This window comes from Streptococcus infantis, assembly GCF_047465525.1.
Taxonomy (GTDB): Bacteria; Bacillota; Bacilli; order Lactobacillales; family Streptococcaceae; genus Streptococcus; species Streptococcus infantis_R.
The window spans coordinates 77,818-98,151 of the sequence record NZ_JASGZS010000008.1 but is presented as its reverse complement, the minus strand read 5'-3'; the positions used below and the strand labels follow the sequence as shown (position 1 = coordinate 98,151).

The window sequence follows — 20,334 nt, the reverse complement described above, 5'->3', positions numbered from 1 at the left end:
GCGATGAAATCAAGCATTAGTAAAACCAGTGGAATTTACCCTGACACGGAATTCCACTGGTTTTTAGGATTTTTATCAGACTAACTTCCACTTGGATTAGCAGTGGAACTTAGTTTGGGAATTTAGCTCTTTCTGTTACAATTTTTTGGTAAAATCAATCTTTAGAATCTTCTATCACGATGGAGTGAATTCATTCAATCAAAGTCAGTACAAAACTCACTCCATTTTCAGTAGTACCACTTTTCATAAATCCAAGAGACTCAAAGCATCTTCTAGAAATCCGATTGAAAGTGTAGATTTCTTGAACTTTCAATTGTTCCCAACCCTTTTGCCGAGCTAGATCAATCAAAGTCTTCAATACCTTGCGTCCAAGTCCCTGATGTTGATAAGTTGGATTGCCAATCACAATAGGAAGATTCTCCTGAGATAAGGTTACATCCCCAATTGGAAGCCACTCTCCCTTTTCTCGAAACTCAATCCAGAACAAATCCCCGTGTCTTTCTAAATAGGAATACATGGCATTTAATTTTTCCGGACTATAAGGTATTCTAATACCGTCTACAAGTTCCACCAAATCCACATCTTGATACCAGGCCAAAGCTGCATCATGATGATCTGCTAAAAAATAGGGAACTAGACGCAAGGAATTATCTATCTGAATGATTTTTGTCATCATTTTCTAATCCTAATACTAGCTCCGCTGCTTGGTTAAATCCATCACACCAGTTATACCATTTTGCTTCATACTCATCTTGAGGTAAGATATGATCTTTTAAATCCAGAACAGAGCATATCCTTCTTTTCTCACAAGCTTGCGCATAGAGATGATATAGTTCATCACCACCATCTTTATCCCACTCAGCAGAAATCGTATTCTGGCCTATCAATAAAGCCTGATAGGCCCTGTGATGCCCATCTGTAATCAACAAATAATCTCCAAATGCAAGAACACTGATTGGATTGATATTGTGCTTTTCTACCGATTGATAAAGCATCTGGATATCTTGTAATTTCTTTTCTGATAAGTATAGTTGACTCGGATGAAGATCTTTTATGTTGACTTTCATTTCTTTCTCCTCAATGAGGGACAATGCCTACTTCTGCTTTCCTTTGAAGCGCCATTGAAAACGCAGTTTATCATAGAAAGGAAACTCCATAAACAAAACTCCTAGGCCTACACAAAGGCTGGCAATCACATCTGATGGGTAGTGAACTCCCAGATAAATTCTTGATACCAATACACTGACGATGTATAAACTTAGCAAGATTTGAACGATTTTTCTCCAGACTGTATTCTTAATCCGTTGGCTCAAAATCACAATCAAAGTTCCAACCATAATCGTTACTGCCAGAGAATGTCCGCTTGGAAAAGAAAAACCTTTTTCTTCTACCAAGTGTAGAATTTCTGGTCGTGGTCGTTGGTAAATATTTTTAAAAGTTACGATTAAGATTCCAGCTAAAGTCAAATTCCCCAGCATGAGATAACTTTCCATCTTCCATTGCTTACGATAAAATATAAAAGCTACAATTAAAACCCAGCTAATAATGACTGGGATATCAATTAAGTGCGTAATTGCCCGAAAAAGAAGCGTTAAGGTCTCAGGTAAATCACCTCTAATGGCAGTCTGAATCGGCTGATCAAAACTGACCAGCATTTCTGGATAAAATTTGACAATATAGCCAATAATCATAAAAAGTAAAAGGGCAAAAGAGCCCTTCATCATAAATGTTTGTTTATCTTTCATAGTATTTTAAAGTTGGTTTCAAAAGGACAAACAACAACCAGAAAGAGATGGCAAAGATAATACCTTCAATCAGATTAAAAGGCAAAACCATAGTCATCAGGTAGTTGCTCAATCCTAAGATTTTCTCAATATCAAAATTAGCAAACTTAGCGTACAAAGGAACAGCATAAACATAGTTTAGAACTAGCATAGCTAGAGTCAAACCAAGCGTACCAGCTAGTGAAGCTAGGACGAAACGCATGGTTGTTCGCTCTTTTTTCCAAATCAAACCAAAAGCAAGTACAAAGACTCCCAAGGCAACAATATTCATCGGTAAACCAATATAGGTACTAACCCCTTGATTGTTCAGAAGGATTTTCAACAAGGACCGAAGGAAAAGCACTCCAAAAGCTGCTGGTAAATCCAAGATTACCAAGCCCACAAGGACCGGTAAAATACTGAACTCAATTCTCAAGAATGATGCCGCTGGCAAAAGCGGAAAGTCAAAGTACATCAACACAAATGAAAGTGCTGATAAAATTGCAATGGTCGAAAGTCGACGTGTGTTTGTCATAACAGGTTCCTCCAATTTTCTATAAAATCAGAAGAAGTTGGAAAGGATTCCTCTATCTATCCTTTATTTTTATATTCCAAAAGTTCCCCCTCACTCTTTTTAGCAAGCGGTTGCAATTTACCTATAAAAAATCAATTAGAATAGACAAAGCCATTCTTTCGTCTTCTCCCATCCAGACTATACTGTCGGTTGTGGAATCTCACCACATCAGCTTGCGCTCGCGGACTTATTTGGCTAAGATATTTTAGATTTATCTAGGCGTCGTAGTCGAAGATAATACTTAAAGTATATCGAGACAAGACAACGACGAGAAAGCTAAAATAGCTAGTCAAATTTACCGCCGGTCGGGAATTTCACCCTGCCCTGAAGACCCCTTTATGATAACAAAAAAAGCTTGCAAGCGCAAGCATTTTATCTAAGTGTTTATTTCAACTTATCTGTTTCGTAGGTGTGAATCAATTCGAGGCCCGCAAAGTTTTGTTGACGAAGTGCCTCATAAACAATCATACAAACTGTATTTGAAACATTGAGACTACGAACATGCTCATCATTCATGGGAATGCGGAGAGCTTTTTCTGGATGCTCACGCATAAATTCCTCAGGCAATCCCTTATCTTCTCTCCCAAAAAGAAAATAATGATCTCCTTCTGTCGTGAAATCTGCATCTGAATAGACTTTTTCTGCAAACTTGGAAATCAAGTAGAGCTGACCATCCATTTTTTCCATAAAATCAGCCAAACTATCATAAAAATGAATCTCAAGTTTGTCCCAATAATCTAGACCTGCTCTCTTCATCTTACGGTCATCGATAGGAAAGCCCATCGGTTTAATAATATGAAGGGGCGCATTCGTTGCTGCGCAGGTACGAGCAATATTACCCGTATTTTGTGGAATTTGGGGTTCAAATAATACAATGTGATTTGCCATGCCTTGTTTCCTCTCACTAGTGCAAAAAAATAGCCACACTGCCCGGAGTCTAGCTCAGCAAACAGCGTGGTTAAGGCATCGTTAACTTACCTCACAACAGGTTTGAAGTAAATCAGCGAAACTACTGTTTTAGTATATCACTTTCAGCTTGATTGTCAATAGAAATGACTTGATTTTTTCAATTTTTTTACAAACATATTTACATTAGTTAAAAATGCTTCTATATTCATTAGAATTAGACGAAAATAGCTGATTTATATCTTAAATTTTTAATAAGTAAGATTATCAATAGGACAATTTTCCACCCTAATAATGAAAAGAGTCGGTTGCCGAGTGCATTTTATTCTAAAAAAGAGTATGATAGATACATATTGAAAAAGTAGGTTATATAACATGAAGATTATTCTTGTCGGAGGGGGGAAAGTTGGTTCTGCCCTTTGTCGTTCACTTGTCGCTGACAATCATGATGTTGTCTTAATTGAACAGAACGAAACCGTTCTTAATTACATGACAAGCCGTTTTGATATTATTGGAATTGCAGGTAATGGGGCTGACTTTGCCATGCTAGAAGCTGCCAATGTTCAAGACTGCGATATTTTCATTGCTATGACTCAATATGACGAGGTCAATATGGTCTCTGCTGTCTTAGCTAAAAAGATGGGGGCTAAAGAAACCATCGTCCGTGTCCGCAATCCTGAGTATTCCAACCCTTACTTTAAAGAAAAAAATATTCTCGGATTTTCTCTCATTGTCAATCCAGAACTCCTAGCGGCTCGTGCTATTGCTAACATCATCGACTTCCCAAACGCTCTTTCTGTTGAACGTTTTGCAGGTGGTTTGGTTAGTTTGATGGAATTTGTTGTCCGTAAGGATAGCAATATCTGTCAGATGTCTATCGCAGACTTCCGGAAAAAGTTTGGCAATGTGATTGTCTGTGCTATTGAGAGAGATCATAAGCTCATGATTCCAAGTGGAGACATGGTCCTCCAAGACAAGGATCGGATTTTTGTTACTGGCAATCGTGTAGACATGATGCTTTTTCATAACTATGTCAAATCTCGTGTCGTTAAGAGTTTACTCATTATCGGTGCCGGCAAAATCGCCTACTACCTTGTTGGTATTTTGAAAGATAGCCGTATTGATACCAAGGTCATTGAACTCAATCCAGATCGCGCAGCATTTTTCAGTCAAAAATATCCAAAACTCTACATTGTACAAGGGGATGGGACTGCAAAAGATATTCTCCTAGAAGAAAGTGCCCAACACTACGATGCTGTCGCAACCCTTACTGGAGTTGACGAAGAAAACATTATTACATCTATGTTCTTGGATAGTGTTGGTGTTCAGAAAAACATCACTAAGGTCAATCGAACTAGTCTCCTAGAGATTATCCATGCACCTGAGTTTTCTAGTATCATCACACCAAAAACTATCGCTGTTGATACGATTATGCACTTTATCCATGGTCGTGCCAATGCCCAGTATTCAGACCTTCAAGCGATGCACCACCTAGCAAATGGACAGGTTGAGACTCTTCAATTCCTTATCAAGGAAGCTAACAAGATGACTGGTAAACCTTTGTCTCAATTGAAACTCAAAAAAGATATTTTAATTGCTGCTATTATCCGCAATGGAAAAACAATCTTCCCAACTGGTGAAGATAGCCTTCAAGTCGGTGATAAGTTAGTTGTCATCACACTACTATCAAATATCACCAAGATCTATGATCTGTTAGAGAGGTAAGCTATGAACAGAAGTATGGTACGATTTCTTCTTGCAAAGCTACTCTTGATCGAGGCTGGTCTACTCTTAGTTCCAGTTAGCATTGCTATTTATTATCAAGAATCGAGTCAAGTTTTTACAGCTCTTTTCTCTACCATCGGAATCCTTGTTGTTCTAGGTCTTCTGGGAATTATCAGTAAGCCCCAAAAACAGCGAATCTATGCAAAAGAAGGGGTCTTAATTGTAGCTCTCTGTTGGATTCTCTGGTCATTCTTTGGTGCCCTTCCATTTGTCTTTTCAGGACAAATTCCCAATATGATAGACGCCTTCTTTGAGATTAGTTCTGGCTTCACAACAACGGGAGCAACCATTTTAAATGATGTTTCTGTCTTAAGCCGTTCCCTTCTATTTTGGAGGAGTTTTACTCACCTTATCGGAGGGATGGGGGTGCTGGTTTTTGCCCTAGCTATCATGGACAATGCAAAAAACAGTCACTTAGAGGTTATGAAGGCAGAGGTTCCTGGACCAGTATTTGGTAAGGTTGTATCTAAACTAAAAAATACAGCTCAAATCCTTTATATCCTCTACCTGGCTATGTTTGCCCTCTTTGTGGTTATTTATTACCTTGCTGGGATGCCACTTTACGATAGTTTTGTCATCGCTATGGGTACTGCTGGTACAGGTGGCTTTACTGTTTATAATGATGGAATTGCCCACTATCACAGTTCTCTCATTACCTATCTGACAAGTATCGGGGTTTTGATGTTTGGTGTCAATTTCAACCTCTACTACTACCTCATGCTCCGTCGTATCAAGGAATTCTTTTTTGATGAAGAACTCCGAGCCTATCTCTTGATTGTAGCCATATCAACTGGCTTAATCACGCTTAACACACTCCACCTCTACAGCGGAGTTTCACAAAGCTTTGAGATGGCCTTCTTCCAAGTATCTAACATCATTACCACTACCGGTTTTGGATATGGGGATATCACGAACTGGCCTTTGTTTTCTCAATACATCTTGCTAATGCTGATGGCAATCGGTGGTTCTGCTGGCTCCACTGCAGGTGGTCTCAAGGTTATTCGCGGAGTCATCCTATCTAAAATTGCTAAAAATCAAGTCTTGTCTACCATATCACCTCACCGTGTGTTAACCCTTCAGGTTAATCAAACGGTTATTGATAAGGATACTCAGCACAAGATTCTGAAGTACTTTGTGGTTTACATCATGATTCTACTCAGTTTGATTTTCATCGTCAGTTTAGATACCAATAATTTAATGGTGGTCACGAGTGCTGTTTTCAGTTGCTTTAATAATATCGGTCCTATTTTAGGAACAACTGCAAGTTTCTCAATTTTTAGTCCATTTTCAAAACTTCTACTATCCTTTGCAATGATTGCAGGACGTCTTGAAATTTATCCAATCATACTACTCTTTATGAAGCGAACCTGGTCTAAACGTTAGAACAATCAACTGTACACCCTATCTCCTCTCTTCAAGGAACCCTTGAAGGGGGGTTTTTTAGTTTCAAAAGACAAGACAGCTCTAAAAATCGACAATTGGGAATTTAAGGATTTTTCTCTCCTATATTTTAGCTATAATAAGAAAAAAATATAGGGGATACTTTATGGAAAAAGTCATAAAATCAATTCGACTACTCTTGTTCTTTGCCTTTATCCAACTGGCACTTTGTAGTTGTATCTTTTGGTCTGGAACCTCTCTGGCCCTCAAACAATCCTGTTTTTATTTTCTACTGGCTTTATTGGGCTTATCTGGGTCTTGTGCCTTTATGCATTATTTATCTAGTCACAACCTGAAAAGAGATAGACTGATTGATAGGAGTCGCTTTATCTTTTTATTTTATAGTATGATGATTGTGGTCAATCTCTGTGGAGTTGGGCTGGTTCTATCAGATACTATCGTTACTGTCAACTTACTTCAAAAAGAAGCCGTGGAACTCATCCTACCCTCCTTCTTTTTTCTCTTTGGAGTTGATCTCGTCACCTTTCTCCCCTTGAAAAAATGGAGAAGGTTACAAAGAAATCCCAGTAGCAAGGAAGTGAGATTTTCCATCATCATCATTTCCATTTTAATCTTCCTACGTAATCCAATCACCATTTTATCGATTGCTTTTTATATTGGTCTTGGTGCTCTATTTCTCAGTTTTTTATTCCCAAAAAATTTGAGACAGGAGGTATCATTCTACGGTCATTTGATTCGGGATATTCTATTTGTCGTCTGTACTTTCCTCTTATGGTAACAAATAGAATCCTCTCAGCAATTGTGTTATAATTAGATAAAAATTTTAGGAGACATATCAATGAACTTTTTTAAAGATTTTCGTAAACGACTCGCGTGGTTTGGGATTTTGTTAGTAGCCATCGTTCTCTCTCAAATCCCGATGCAAACTCTAGCTCTGTTAGCAATAAGTCAGATTGATCCTATATGGTCATCACTTATCGTAGCTCTTATTTCGATTCTTGTGCTTGCTATCTTTTTATACGGAGCCCATAAGAGCAAGTTACTAGTATTTAAGCCTAAACTCTTAACGATTAATGATCTTCCTCGTATTGTTTTGAGTTATTTGACAATCTTTGTTGGAAATCTTGTAGGTGGCATCTGGTTACAACTCATAAAACAAACAACAACTTCTAATCAGCAAGTAATTAACAACCTTATTTCTGAAAGCTCTCTGATTAGCAGTTTCTTCCTCATCGTTTTAATCGCACCTATTTGTGAAGAAATCATCTGTCGCGGGATTATTCCTACCAAACTCTTCCAAGGCTACGAAAAGTTTGGCTATGTTATTGGTTGGTTGATCTTCCTCCTTGCGCACAGACCTTCTAATCTCCCTTCCTTCTTGATTTATGGCTGGATGTCTGCTGTCCTCACTTGGACTGCTTATCGTACCAGACGTTTGGAAATGTCTATCTCGGTCCATATGCTACTTAATAGTATCAGCTTCATCTTACTGGCACTCTTCATAATTTTTATGAAGAATTTCGGTATCTAATACCCAACTATTCTTCCCTTAGGCTAGATCAATCGTCCTAGTCTAAGGGAGTTTTTTATTTCAACAAACTTTCCACCTCAGAAAATCCACTTTTTTCTACTATCTCAAAAATTTTTTTAAAAAATTTTAAAAATATTTTTATGCATAAATTTTATAGAATATAAAAATAAGTTAACTTAACATGTATATTTGTGAATATTCTTATAAAAAAATGTAAGAAATCCTTTGAAATAGCCATTTTAAAGCATTTTAGGCCTTATCATATCCCTTGTAATGCATATTAAATTGTGATACTATTAGCTTGTAAGCGATACCAATATCATTTGGTACACACGAGAAAAAAAGGAGGATACACATGTCTTCACATCCAATTCATGTTTTCTCAGAAATTGGGAAACTGAAAAAAGTTATGTTGCACCGTCCGGGTCAAGAATTAGAAAACTTGATGCCAGATCACCTTGAGAGGTTGCTCTTTGATGACATCCCATTTTTAGCAGATGCCCAAAGTGAACACGACGCCTTTGCTCAAGCACTCCGTGACGAAGGAATCGAAGTGCTCTATCTTGAACAATTGGCTGCTGAATCATTAACTTCTCCAGAAATACGCGACCAGTTCATCGAAGAATATCTCAACGAAGCAAATATTCGTGGTCGACAAACTAAAAATGCCATCCGAAAACTGCTTCATGATATTGATGACAACCTTGAACTGATCAAAAAAACAATGGCAGGTGTTCAAAAAGTTGAATTACCTAACATCCCTGAAGAAGGCAAAGGATTAACAGACTTGGTTGAATCTGACTATCCGTTTGCCATCGACCCAATGCCAAACCTTTACTTCACTCGCGACCCATTTGCGACTATCGGGAATGCAGTATCACTTAATCACATGTACGCCGATACACGTAATCGTGAAACACTTTATGGTAAGTACATCTTTAAGTATCATCCAATCTATGGTGGTAAGGTAGAGCTCATCTATAACCGTGAAGAAACTACTCGGATTGAAGGTGGAGATGAACTTGTTCTTTCAAAAGATGTCCTAGCAGTTGGGATCTCTCAACGGACTGATGCCGCTTCTATCGAAAAACTTTTGGTTAATATCTTCAAAAAGAATGTTGGCTTCAAGAAAGTTTTGGCTTTTGAATTTTCAAACAGCCGTAAGTTCATGCACTTGGATACTGTCTTCACCATGGTAGACTATGACAAATTTACAATCCACCCAGAAATCCAAGGCAATCTTCGCGTCTATTCCGTCACTTACGAAAATGAAGAACTCAAGATTGTTGAAGAAAAAGGAGATTTGGCAGAGCTCCTTGCTCAAAACCTTGGTTTAGAAAAAGTTACACTCATCCCTTGTGGTGATGGGAATATCGTTGCAGCTGCTCGTGAACAATGGAATGATGGCTCTAACACACTCGCTATCGCACCAGGTGTCGTAGTCGTTTATGAACGCAACACTGTGACCAATAAGAAACTTGAAGAATATGGACTTCGTCTCATTAAAATTCGCGGCAGGGAGTTGGTACGCGGTCGTGGTGGACCTCGTTGTATGTCAATGCCGTTTGAACGCGAAGACATTTAGATTCTTCCTATTTCTGCCTAGCATCTGCTAGCAGAATCATGCTTGTTAGAAAAGGATATATAGAATGATACATTCAGTATTTCAAGGAAGAAGTTTTCTAGCTGAAAAAGATTTTACCCGTGCAGAGCTCGAATATTTGATTGGACTTTCAGCTCACTTGAAGGATCTTAAAAAACGAAACATCGAACACCGCTATCTAGCTGGTAAAAATATTGCTCTTTTATTTGAAAAAACTTCTACACGTACACGCGCAGCCTTCACCACTGCAGCAATCGATCTTGGTGCACATCCAGAATACCTGGGGGCAAACGATATTCAACTAGGTAAAAAAGAAACTACGGAAGATACCGCAAAAGTTTTGGGACGTATGTTTGATGGTATTGAATTCCGTGGTTTTAGTCAAGATATGGTTGAAGAATTAGCAGAATTCTCTGGTGTTCCTGTTTGGAATGGCTTGACGGATAAATGGCACCCAACTCAAATGCTTGCAGACTACTTGACAGTACTAGAAAATTTCGGACATCTTGAAGGTTTGACATTGGTTTACTGTGGTGACGGTCGTAACAATGTTGCCAATAGCCTTCTAGTAACAGGAGCGATCCTTGGTGTGAACGTTCATGTCTTTTCACCAAAAGAACTCTTCCCAGATCAAGCAGTTGTTGCACTGGCTGAGGGATATGCCAAAGAAAGTGGGGCTCACATCCTCATCACAGAAGATGCTGATCAAGCTGTAAAAGGGGCTGATGTCCTTTACACTGATGTTTGGGTATCTATGGGCGAAGAAGATAAGTTTGCAGAACGTGTCGCTTTGCTAAAACCTTACCAAGTCAATATGGATCTTGTTAAGAAAGCAGGCAATGAAAACTTAATCTTCCTCCACTGCTTACCAGCCTTTCATGATACAAACACAATCTATGGCAGACAAGTAGCTGAGAAATTTGGTGTAAAAGAAATGGAAGTAACTGATGAGGTCTTCCATAGCAAATATGCTCGTCAGTTTGATCAAGCAGAAAATCGTATGCACACCATTAAAGCCGTTATGGCTGCTACACTAGGAAATCTCTACATTCCTAAAGTGTGATACAAACTATAAGAAACAGCTTAGGGGCTGAGACTAGTGTTTTAGTCCGGTCCCTTTTTGTAATAGTTACGAGCTCTGAGTTGGAATTCACCACTAGTCACCATTCAAGCAAAAACCTCATAACAAGTAACTGCCTTCCAGTTATTCGCATTTCGAAATTCCAACTCAACTCGTCCCTACAAAATCTTTCTTCTCAACTTCCAAATCCAAGCCTTTAACCAAAATTGGCTTTTGTTCATCCAAAAGAAAGGAGCGCTCATGTCTCATCGTAAAATCGTTGTCGCTCTTGGAGGAAATGCCATTCTTTCCACAGATCCATCTGCTCAAGCTCAAGAAGCTGCTCTGGCAGAAACAGCACGCCATCTGGTAAAACTCATCCAAAATGGTGATGAATTGATTATCACCCATGGCAATGGACCGCAAGTTGGTAACCTTCTCCTCCAACACCTAGCAGCGAATTCCGAAAAAAATCCTGCCTTTCCTCTCGATTCACTTGTTGCTATGACTGAGGGTAGCATCGGTTTTTGGCTCCAGAATGCTCTGGAAAATGCTTTACAGGATATTCATCTTGATAAAACTGTCGTTTCTGTTGTCACACAAGTTGTCGTGGACAAGGATGACCCTGCCTTTCTCAATCCAAGTAAACCCATTGGTCCATTCTACTCAGAAGAAGAGGCTAAAGCAGAAAGCGAAAAAACTGGAGCTAACTTTAAAGAAGATGCAGGACGTGGCTGGCGTAAGGTAGTGGCTTCTCCAAAACCTGTTTATATCAAAGAAATCGATAGTATACGCGCACTCTTAGATAAGGGACAAATTGTCATCGCAGCAGGCGGTGGAGGTATTCCTGTAATCAAAAATGAGAACGGTTACTTATCAGGAGTAGAAGCTGTCATCGATAAGGATTTTGCATCGCAATGCTTGGCAGAGCTAGTCGAAGCAGATCTCTTCATCATTTTAACTGGCGTCGATTATGCCTATATCAACTATAACAAACCAAATCAAGAAAAATTGGAGCAGGTAACTGTTAACCAGCTTCAAGAATACATCAAAGAGGGGCAATTTGCTCCTGGTAGTATGCTACCAAAAATCCAAGCTGCTATTGATTTTGTGACCAATCGTCCAGCAGGAAAAGCCGTCATCACTTCCCTCAGCAATTTGGGAGCCTTGATTGAATCTGATAGCGGAACAATCATCGTGAAAGAATAATAATTTAGTCATACCTTTCAAGAAAGTTTAGTCAGCACTCGTGCCACATCATTCGTTTTTATACTGTGTGACATAGTTTAGGAGGAAAAACAAATGAGTGAAAATAAAAAAAGGTTTCAAATGCCCTCATCATACACTGTTTTGATTATCATCATTACCATCATGGCAGTTTTAACCTGGATCATTCCAGCAGGTAAGTATGATACCAATGAAGCAGGTAACCTCATCGCAGGTACCTATCAAACTGTTGACTCAAATCCTCAAGGGATTTACGATGTCCTCATGGCACCAATTCGTGCCATGCTCGGTCACGAACCAACTAGCGCAGCCATCGATGTTGCCTTCTTTATCCTTATGGTCGGAGGCTTCCTTGGTGTCGTAAACGCTACTGGTACACTCGATGTAGGGATTGCCTCCATCGTTAAAAAATACAAGGGCCGCGAAAAAATGTTGATTCTCATCCTCATGCCCCTCTTCGCACTTGGAGGAACTACCTATGGTATGGGAGAAGAAACCATGGCCTTCTACCCCCTTCTTATTCCTGTAATGATGGCAGTTGGTTTTGACAGTATCACTGCCGTAGCCATCATCTTACTAGGTTCTCAAGTTGGTTGTTTGGCATCTACATTGAATCCATTTGCTACTGTTATCGCTTCTGATACTGCGGGAATCTCTTCTATGGATGGGGTTATTCTCCGTGTTATCTTCTGGTTTGTAATGACAGGTATCAGCACTTACTTTGTCTATCGTTATGCAGAAAAGATTCAAAAAGATCCTACTAAATCGCTCGTTTACGCTCAACGCGAAGAAGATATCAAACACTTTAATGTTTCAGAAAACGATGATGCACCATCTACCTTGAGCAAGAAACAAAAACATGTCCTCGCTTTATTTGTATTAACCTTTATCATTATGATTGCAAGTTTCATCCCTTGGGTTGATTTGCATGTTACTGTATTTGAAGACTTCAAGAATTGGTTAATCGGCCTTCCTGTAATTGGAGGAGTTATCGGTTCATCTGCTCTACCATTTGGTAGCTGGTACTTCCCTGAAGGCGCTATGCTCTTTGCCGTTATGGGGATTTTGATCGGTGTTGTCTATGGTCTCAAAGAAAGCAAGATTGTCTCAACCTTCCTAACTGGTGCTGCAGATTTGCTTTCAGTTGCCTTGATTTGTGCGGTTGCTCGTGGTATCCAAGTTATCATGAACGATGGTATGATTACTGCAACCATCCTACACTGGGGTGAAATCGGCCTTCAAGGTCTCTCTCCTCAAGTCTTTATCGTATTGACCTATATCTTCTACCTACCTATGTCCTTCCTCATTCCTTCTTCATCTGGTCTTGCTAGTGCAACCATGGGGATCATGGCTCCTCTTGGAGAGTTCGTCAATGTTAAAGCAAGCCTTATCGTCACTGCCTACCAATCTGCATCTGGTGTCCTTAACCTTGTGACTCCTACTTCAGGTATTGTTATGGGTGCTCTTGCTCTTGGTCGTGTCAGCCTTGGAACTTGGTGGAAATTTGTTGGAAAACTCGTCATCGTCATTGTCGTTGCAAGTATTCTACTTCTTATCTTGGGTACCCTAGTGCCATTCTTATAGTCAAAAGGGGAAATACGGATGAAATCCTATATTACAGAATCAATCAAAGAGGATTTTCTTCAAAGTTTGAAAATAATCATCTCTTATCCTTCTGTTCTCAATGAAGGTGAAAATGGCACTCCCTTTGGTCAAGCCATTCAAGATGTCCTGAAAAAAACTCTGGACTTGTGTCAAGAACTTGGTTTTAAAACCTATCTGGATCCTCAAGGATATTATGGTTATGCAGAAGTTGGTGAGGGGGATCTCCTTGCCATCCTCTGCCACCTAGATGTCGTTCCTGCAGGCGATTTGACAGACTGGGAAACTCCTCCATTTGAAGCTAATATCAGAGATGGACGGATTTATGGTCGGGGTGCGCAGGATGATAAAGGACCTTCTCTTGCAGCCCTTTACGCAGTCAAAAGCTTGCTTGACCAAGGAATTCAATTCAAAAAACGGGTTCGGTTCATATTTGGCACTGATGAAGAAACACTTTGGCGTTGTATGGCAAGATATAATGCCATTGAAGAACAGGCCAGCATGGGATTTGCTCCTGACTCATCATTCCCATTAACCTATGCAGAAAAAGGGCTCCTTCAGGTCAAACTTCATGGACCTGGATCAGAACAAGTCGCCTTAGATATAGGTGGAGCCTTTAATGTCGTACCTGATAAGGCAACTTATCAAGGACCACTTATGGAACAACTCCAAGAAGGTCTAGTAGCTGCTTGTTATGATTATCAACAAAATGATCAGTCCCTTACTGTTCTAGGACTATCTAAGCATGCCAAGGATGCCAGCCAGGGGATTAATGCAGTCATTCGACTAGCCACCGTCCTTGATTCCATTCAATCCCATCCTGCACTGACATTTCTTGCCAAAGAAGTTGGTCAAGATGGTCAAGGAAAAGGAATCTTTGGTGATATCAGCGACCAGCCTTCTGGACATTTATCCTTTAATGTGGCCGCCTTAACCATTACTCCCGAAAGTTCTGAGATTCGAATTGATATCCGAATCCCAGTCCTTGCAAACAAGGATGCCCTTGTTCAGCAGCTGATAGAGTGTGCAAAATCTTACCAACTTAGCTACCATGAATTTGACTACCTAGCACCACTTTACGTTGCAAGAGATAGTATGCTCGTCACTACACTCATGCAGATTTATGAAGAAAAAACTGGTGACAAGAGTCCCGCTCTATCATCTGGCGGCGCAACCTTTGCACGTACAATGCCAAACTGTGTCGCTTTTGGTGCCCTATTCCCAGGAAGAGAGCAAACAGAACACCAAGCAAATGAATATGCTATCTTAGATGATCTCTATCATGCTATGGATATCTATGCTGAAGCTGTTTACCGATTAGCGACCTAAAAGACCTCCTAAACTCCGTCCCACATTGGGGCGGAGTTTTAGGAAAATTCTAAATAGCAAGCTACAACAAAAGCCAAGGAAGGGATTTTCTTGGCTTTTTGCAATAGTTTTAAGGTAAGTTACCAACTCAGATACTCTTTTTCACTACGACACTGAGTTTGGCAAATCGATTCTATTTGGCAAACGAAGTTAGTAAGGCAGTTAGCTAGGCCACTTTCTACACGTTACGACACTGAGTTTTACAAATCGATTTTATTTGCCAAACGTAGTTAGTGAGACAGCCAGCTAGACCACTCCTAAATGTTACGACACGAAGAGGCAAAAATGACTATTTTTTGTCGATGAGTTAGTAAAGCAGGTAGCTAGTTCGCTTCCTTTCTGTTACGACGTAAAGTTTTACGAATCGATAATATTCGTAAAACTTTACTAGTGGAGCGCCTAGCCAAGTTCCATAGAAACTTGGCGTTAGTTACTTAGATTGTTACACAATCAAGTAACTTTGGCGATCTACATCTTCTCTTCCAACTCTACGTCTGGATACTTGTCCGCAAACCAGCGGAGGGCAAAGTCATTTTCAAAGAGGAAGACTGGCTGGTCAAAACGGTCTTTAGCCAAGATGTTTCGGCTTGAAGACATGCGCTCGTCTAAATCTTCTGGTTTGATCCAGCGAACCGTCTTTTTACCCATTGGACTCATAACCACTTCGGCATTGTACTCACCTTCCATACGGTGCTTAAAGACTTCAAACTGGAGTTGTCCGACAGCGCCTAGCATGTACTCACCTGTTTGGTAATTCTGATAAAGCTGAATGGCACCTTCTTGCACCAATTGCTCAATCCCCTTGTGGAAGGATTTTTGCTTCATGACATTCTTTGCAGAAACTTTCATGAAAATTTCAGGAGTAAAGGTTGGCAAGGGTTCAAATTCAAACTTGTTCTTTCCAACTGTCAAAGTGTCCCCAACCTGATAAGTACCTGTATCGTAAACCCCGATGATATCTCCTGCCACGGCATTGGTCACATTTTCACGACTTTCTGCCATAAACTGAGTCACATTCGACAGTTTAGCACCCTTACCAGTACGAGGTAGGTTGACACTCATACCACGTTCAAATTCACCTGATACGATACGGACAAAGGCAATACGGTCACGGTGTCGAGGGTCCATGTTGGCTTGAATTTTAAAGACAAATCCTGAGAAATCCTTGTCATAAGGATCCACAATTTCTCCGTCTGTTTTCTTGTGTCCATGAGGTTCTGGAGCAAACTTGAGGAAGGTTTCAAGGAAGGTCTGCACACCAAAGTTTGTCAAAGCTGAACCGAAGAATACCGGAGTCAAATCACCTGCAAGAATGGCTTCCTCTGAGAATTCATTTCCTGCTTCATTCAAAAGCTCAATATCATCTTTAACTTGTTCATAGAATGGGTTGCTGCCGAAAAGCTTGTCTCCATCTTCTAGGCTAGCAAAACGCTCATCCCCCTTGTAAAGTTCCAAGCGTTGGTTATAAAGATCATACAAGCCCTCAAAGGCTTTCCCCATCCCGATTGGCCAGTTCATCGGATAGCTAGCAATGCCCAAGACTTCTTCCAATTCTTGCAAGAGGTCCAGCGGCTCACGTCCATCACGGTCCAGCTTGTTCATAAAGGTAAAGACTGGAATGCCACGATGTTTCACAACCTCAAATAATTTCTTGGTTTGGGCCTCGATACCCTTGGCAGAGTCCACAACCATGACAGCCGCATCCACCGCCATCAAGGTACGGTAAGTATCTTCTGAGAAGTCCTCATGCCCTGGTGTATCTAGGATATTGACACGTTTGCCATCGTAGTCAAATTGCATGACAGATGAAGTTACAGAAATCCCACGTTGTTTCTCGATATCCATCCAGTCAGACTTAGCAAAGTTTCCTGTCTTCTTCCCTTTGACAGTTCCGGCTTCCCGAATCTCTCCCCCAAAGTAAAGTAATTGCTCAGTGATAGTTGTTTTACCAGCGTCCGGGTGGGAGATGATGGCAAAGGTACGACGTTTCTTAATTTCTTCTTGAATATTCATAAGTTCTCTTTCTTTGATTCTCTATTTTTCTTGTTTCAATAGCTAAGAATGATTTCTACATTGGATTTTACCATTCCTTTCAACACTCCATTATATCGAATTTTAGCATTTTTTTCAATTTCTATTTCTTTTCACTTATCCCTCCCTTATTTATAGGAAAATATGGTAAAATAGAACAGATAAATAATCATCATTTCACGAAAGGATGCAAGATGAAAATTACGCAAGAAGAGGTAACACACGTTGCCAATCTTTCAAAATTAAAATTCTCAGAAGAAGAAACTGCTGAGTTTGCGACAACCTTGTCTAAGATTGTTGATATGGTCGAATTGCTCGGCGAAGTCGACACTACTGGTGTTGAACCAACGACTACCATGGCAGATCGCAAGACCGTTCTTCGCCCAGACATAGCCGAAGAAGGAACTGACCGTGATCGCTTATTTAAAAATGTACCTGAAAAAGACAATTACTATATCAAGGTACCAGCTATCCTGGATGATGGAGGAGATGCCTAATGACTTTTAACAATAAAACCATTGAAGAGTTGCACAACCTCCTTGTATCTAAGGAAATTTCTGCAACCGAACTAACGCAAGCAACGCTTGAAGATATCAAGGCGCGTGAAGCGGCTATTAATGCCTTTGTCACTATCGCTGAAGATCAAGCTCTTGCTCAAGCTAAAGCTATTGACGAAACTGGAATTGACGCTGACAATGTCCTTTCAGGAATTCCGCTAGCAGTTAAGGATAACATCTCTACAGACGGCATCCTAACAACTGCAGCTTCAAAAATGCTCTACAACTACGAACCAATCTTTGATGCGACAGCTGTTGCCAATGCAAAATCTAAGGGCATGATCGTTGTTGGGAAAACCAACATGGACGAGTTTGCCATGGGTGGTTCTGGTGAAACATCTTACTACGGTGCAACTAAAAATGCCTGGGACCACAACAAGGTTCCTGGTGGATCATCTAGTGGTTCTGCTGCAGCTGTAGCTTCAGGGCAAGTTCGCTTGTCACTTGGTTCTGATACTGGTGGTTCCATCCGCCAACCTGCTGCCTTCAACGGGATTGTTGGTCTCAAACCAACCTACGGAACAGTTTCTCGTTTCGGTCTCATTGCCTTTGGTAGCTCATTAGACCAGATTGGACCTTTCGCACCAACTGTTAAGGAAAATGCCCTCTTGCTCAACGCTATTGCCAGCGAAGATGCCAAAGACTCTACTTCTGCTCCTGTCCGTATTGCCGACTTTACTTCAAAAATCGGTCAAGACATCAAGGGCATGAAAATCGCTTTGCCTAAAGAATACCTCGGTGAAGGAATTGATCCAGAGGTTAAAGAAACCATCCTTAATGCTGCTAAACACTTTGAAAAACTGGGTGCTATCGTTGAAGAAGTTAGCCTTCCTCACTCAAAATACGGTGTTGCCGTTTACTACATCATCGCTTCATCAGAAGCTTCATCAAACTTGCAACGTTTTGACGGTATTCGTTACGGCTACCGCGCAGAGGATGCAAGCAACCTTGATGAAATCTATGTAAACAGCCGTAGTCAAGGTTTCGGTGAAGAAGTGAAACGCCGCATCATGCTAGGTACTTTCAGCCTTTCATCAGGTTACTACGATGCCTACTATAAGAAGGCTGGTCAGGTCCGTACCCTCATCATCCAAGATTTCGAAAAAGTCTTCGCGGATTACGACTTGATTTTAGGTCCAACTGCTCCAAGCGTTGCTTATGACTTGGATTCTCTCAACCATGATCCAGTTGCTATGTACTTGGCTGACCTCTTGACCATCCCAGTCAACTTGGCTGGTCTCCCAGGAATTTCGATTCCTGCTGGATTCTCTCAAGGACTACCTGTCGGTCTACAATTGATTGGTCCTAAATACTCAGAAGAAACCATTTACCAAGCTGCTGCTGCTTTTGAAGCAACAACAGACTACCACAAACAACAACCCGTGATTTTTGGAGGTGACAACTAATGAACTTTGAAACAGTCATCGGACTTGAAGTCCACGTAGAGCTCAACACCAATTCAAAAATCTTCTCACCTACTTCTGCCCACTTTGGAAATGACCAAAATGCCAACACTAACGTGATTGACTGGTCTTTCCCAGGAGTACTGCCAGTTCTCAATAAAGGTGTTGTCGATGCTGGTATTAAAGCGGCTCTTGCCCTTAACATGGACATCCACAAGAAGATGCACTTTGACCGCAAGAACTACTTCTACCCTGATAATCCCAAAGCCTACCAAATTTCTCAGTTTGATGAACCAATCGGCTACAACGGTTGGATTGAAGTGGAGCTAGAAGACGGTACAACTAAGAAAATCGGTATCGAGCGTGCCCACCTAGAAGAAGACGCTGGTAAAAACACCCACGGTACTGATGGCTACTCTTATGTAGACCTCAACCGCCAAGGGGTGCCCTTGATTGAGATTGTATCTGAAGCCGACATGCGTTCGCCAGAAGAAGCCTATGCTTACCTAACTGCCCTCAAGGAAGTTATCCAGTACGCTGGTATTTCTGACGTTAAGATGGAAGAAGGGTCTATGCGTGTGGATGCCAACATCTCCCTTCGTCCTTACGGTCAAGAAAAATTCGGTACCAAGACTGAGTTGAAAAACCTCAACTCCTTCTCAAACGTTCGCAAGGGTCTTGAATACGAAGTCCAACGCCAGGCTGAAATCCTTCGCTCAGGCGGTCAAATTCGCCAAGAAACACGCCGTTACGATGAAGCGAATAAAGCAACCATCCTCATGCGTGTCAAAGAAGGTGCTGCAGACTACCGCTACTTCCCAGAACCAGACCTACCACTCTTTGAAATTTCTGACGAGTGGATTGAAGAAATGCGTACGGAGTTACCAGAGTTTCCAAAAGAGCGCCGTGCACGCTATGTCTCTGACCTCGGCTTGTCAGACTACGATGCTAGCCAGTTGACAGCTAATAAAGTTACTTCTGACTTCTTTGAGAAAGCTGTTGCCCTCGGTGGTGATACTAAACAAGTTTCTAACTGGCTCCAAGGTGAAGTCGCTCAATTCTTGAACGCCGAAGGTAAGACACTGGAACAAATCGAATTGACACCAGAAAACTTGGTTGAAATGATTGCCATTATCGAAGACGGTACTATTTCGTCTAAGATTGCCAAGAAAGTCTTTGTTCACCTAGCTAAAAATGGTGGTGGCGCTCGTGAATACGTGGAAAAAGCTGGTTTAGTTCAAATCTCAGATCCTGATGTTTTGATTCCAATTATTCATCAAGTCTTTGCGGATAATGAAGCCGCTGTTGCCGACTTCAAGTCAGGAAAACGTAACGCCGACAAGGCCTTCACAGGATTCCTCATGAAAGCAACCAAGGGTCAAGCCAACCCACAAGTCGCCCTTAAACTACTTGCCCAAGAATTGGCTAAGTTGAAAGAAGATTAAGCGGAAGGAAAGCAGCCAGAAGGTTAATGTTACCCTTCTGGTATCTTTCAAAACCATTTTGGCTTTATTTTCAGACCA

The 20,334-nt window shown here is 40.8% G+C and carries 18 protein-coding genes and 1 riboswitch; of the genes, 12 read left to right on the top strand and 6 right to left on the bottom strand.

What is annotated here, in order from left to right; all coding sequences use genetic code 11:
- Nucleotides 1-190: 190 nt before the first annotated feature.
- The 5 genes from QM374_RS04525 to QM374_RS04505 all read right to left on the bottom strand — a co-directional run bounded on the left by QM374_RS04525 (nucleotide 191) and on the right by QM374_RS04505 (nucleotide 3,225).
- Nucleotides 191-673, bottom strand: a complete 483-nt coding sequence (locus tag QM374_RS04525; protein WP_414310998.1) for a GNAT family N-acetyltransferase — start codon at nucleotides 671-673, stop codon at nucleotides 191-193.
- Nucleotides 648-1,067: a chromosome partitioning protein ParB gene (locus QM374_RS04520; RefSeq protein WP_414310997.1), complete on the bottom strand. Its 420-nt coding sequence runs from the start codon at nucleotides 1,065-1,067 to the stop codon at nucleotides 648-650. Before QM374_RS04520 ends, QM374_RS04525 begins: the two co-directional genes overlap by 26 nt.
- A gap of 27 nt (nucleotides 1,068-1,094) precedes the next feature.
- Nucleotides 1,095-1,745: a phosphatase PAP2 family protein gene (locus tag QM374_RS04515; protein WP_049508945.1), complete on the bottom strand. Its 651-nt coding sequence runs from the start codon at nucleotides 1,743-1,745 to the stop codon at nucleotides 1,095-1,097.
- Nucleotides 1,735-2,298, bottom strand: coding sequence for an ECF transporter S component (locus QM374_RS04510; protein WP_049508944.1), 564 nt, complete (start codon nucleotides 2,296-2,298; stop codon nucleotides 1,735-1,737). The genes QM374_RS04515 and QM374_RS04510 overlap by 11 nt, the downstream gene beginning before the upstream one ends.
- 156 nt (nucleotides 2,299-2,454) lie before the next feature.
- Nucleotides 2,455-2,673, bottom strand: a riboswitch (FMN riboswitch).
- Nucleotides 2,674-2,721: 48 nt separating this feature from the next.
- Nucleotides 2,722-3,225, bottom strand: coding sequence for a tRNA (cytidine(34)-2'-O)-methyltransferase (locus QM374_RS04505; protein ID WP_414310996.1), 504 nt, complete (start codon nucleotides 3,223-3,225; stop codon nucleotides 2,722-2,724).
- A 393-nt stretch (nucleotides 3,226-3,618) separates the two neighbouring features.
- Between QM374_RS04505 and trkA the strand changes: the two genes are divergently transcribed.
- The 9 genes from trkA to QM374_RS04460 all read left to right on the top strand — a co-directional run bounded on the left by trkA (nucleotide 3,619) and on the right by QM374_RS04460 (nucleotide 14,781).
- Entirely contained in the window at nucleotides 3,619-4,968 is a 1,350-nt protein-coding gene (gene trkA, locus QM374_RS04500) for a Trk system potassium transporter TrkA (protein ID WP_281335142.1), read from the top strand.
- 3 nt (nucleotides 4,969-4,971) lie between these two features.
- Nucleotides 4,972-6,411, top strand: coding sequence for a TrkH family potassium uptake protein (locus QM374_RS04495; protein WP_414310995.1), 1,440 nt, complete (start codon nucleotides 4,972-4,974; stop codon nucleotides 6,409-6,411).
- Nucleotides 6,412-6,574: 163 nt separating this feature from the next.
- Entirely contained in the window at nucleotides 6,575-7,207 is a 633-nt protein-coding gene (locus QM374_RS04490; protein WP_414310994.1) for a hypothetical protein, read from the top strand.
- 60 nt (nucleotides 7,208-7,267) lie between these two features.
- On the top strand, nucleotides 7,268-7,960 hold the full coding sequence (locus tag QM374_RS04485; RefSeq protein WP_414310993.1) for a lysostaphin resistance A-like protein: 693 nt from the start codon (nucleotides 7,268-7,270) through the stop codon (nucleotides 7,958-7,960).
- Between the two features lie 355 nt (nucleotides 7,961-8,315).
- Nucleotides 8,316-9,545 (top strand): arginine deiminase, encoded by a 1,230-nt coding sequence (arcA, locus tag QM374_RS04480; protein WP_414310992.1) that lies wholly within the window; start codon nucleotides 8,316-8,318, stop codon nucleotides 9,543-9,545.
- 67 nt (nucleotides 9,546-9,612) lie between these two features.
- Nucleotides 9,613-10,626: an ornithine carbamoyltransferase gene (argF, locus tag QM374_RS04475; protein WP_248034733.1), complete on the top strand. Its 1,014-nt coding sequence runs from the start codon at nucleotides 9,613-9,615 to the stop codon at nucleotides 10,624-10,626.
- 258 nt (nucleotides 10,627-10,884) lie between these two features.
- Nucleotides 10,885-11,832: a carbamate kinase gene (gene arcC / locus QM374_RS04470; protein ID WP_414310991.1), complete on the top strand. Its 948-nt coding sequence runs from the start codon at nucleotides 10,885-10,887 to the stop codon at nucleotides 11,830-11,832.
- A 93-nt stretch (nucleotides 11,833-11,925) separates the two neighbouring features.
- Nucleotides 11,926-13,434: a YfcC family protein gene (locus QM374_RS04465; RefSeq protein ID WP_414310990.1), complete on the top strand. Its 1,509-nt coding sequence runs from the start codon at nucleotides 11,926-11,928 to the stop codon at nucleotides 13,432-13,434.
- A gap of 18 nt (nucleotides 13,435-13,452) precedes the next feature.
- The gene (locus tag QM374_RS04460) at nucleotides 13,453-14,781 is read left to right on the top strand and encodes a dipeptidase (RefSeq protein WP_414310989.1); all 1,329 of its coding nucleotides are present in this window, start codon (nucleotides 13,453-13,455) and stop codon (nucleotides 14,779-14,781) included.
- Between the two features lie 507 nt (nucleotides 14,782-15,288).
- On the opposite strand, the gene QM374_RS04455 is transcribed toward QM374_RS04460, so the two are convergent.
- Entirely contained in the window at nucleotides 15,289-16,833 is a 1,545-nt protein-coding gene (locus QM374_RS04455; protein WP_414310988.1) for a peptide chain release factor 3, read from the bottom strand.
- A gap of 212 nt (nucleotides 16,834-17,045) precedes the next feature.
- Here QM374_RS04455 and gatC point away from each other — a divergent pair, with 212 nt between their 5' ends.
- The 3 genes from gatC to gatB are packed head-to-tail and all read left to right on the top strand — an operon-like array spanning nucleotide 17,046 to nucleotide 20,256.
- Nucleotides 17,046-17,348: an Asp-tRNA(Asn)/Glu-tRNA(Gln) amidotransferase subunit GatC gene (gene gatC, locus QM374_RS04450; protein WP_060955336.1), complete on the top strand. Its 303-nt coding sequence runs from the start codon at nucleotides 17,046-17,048 to the stop codon at nucleotides 17,346-17,348.
- A complete protein-coding gene (gene gatA, locus QM374_RS04445; protein ID WP_153225075.1) occupies nucleotides 17,348-18,814 on the top strand; it encodes an Asp-tRNA(Asn)/Glu-tRNA(Gln) amidotransferase subunit GatA in 1,467 nt (488 codons plus the stop codon). The genes gatC and gatA overlap by 1 nt, the downstream gene beginning before the upstream one ends.
- Nucleotides 18,814-20,256, top strand: coding sequence for an Asp-tRNA(Asn)/Glu-tRNA(Gln) amidotransferase subunit GatB (gene gatB / locus QM374_RS04440; RefSeq protein WP_153225076.1), 1,443 nt, complete (start codon nucleotides 18,814-18,816; stop codon nucleotides 20,254-20,256). The genes gatA and gatB overlap by 1 nt, the downstream gene beginning before the upstream one ends.
- Nucleotides 20,257-20,334: the final 78 nt, after the last annotated feature.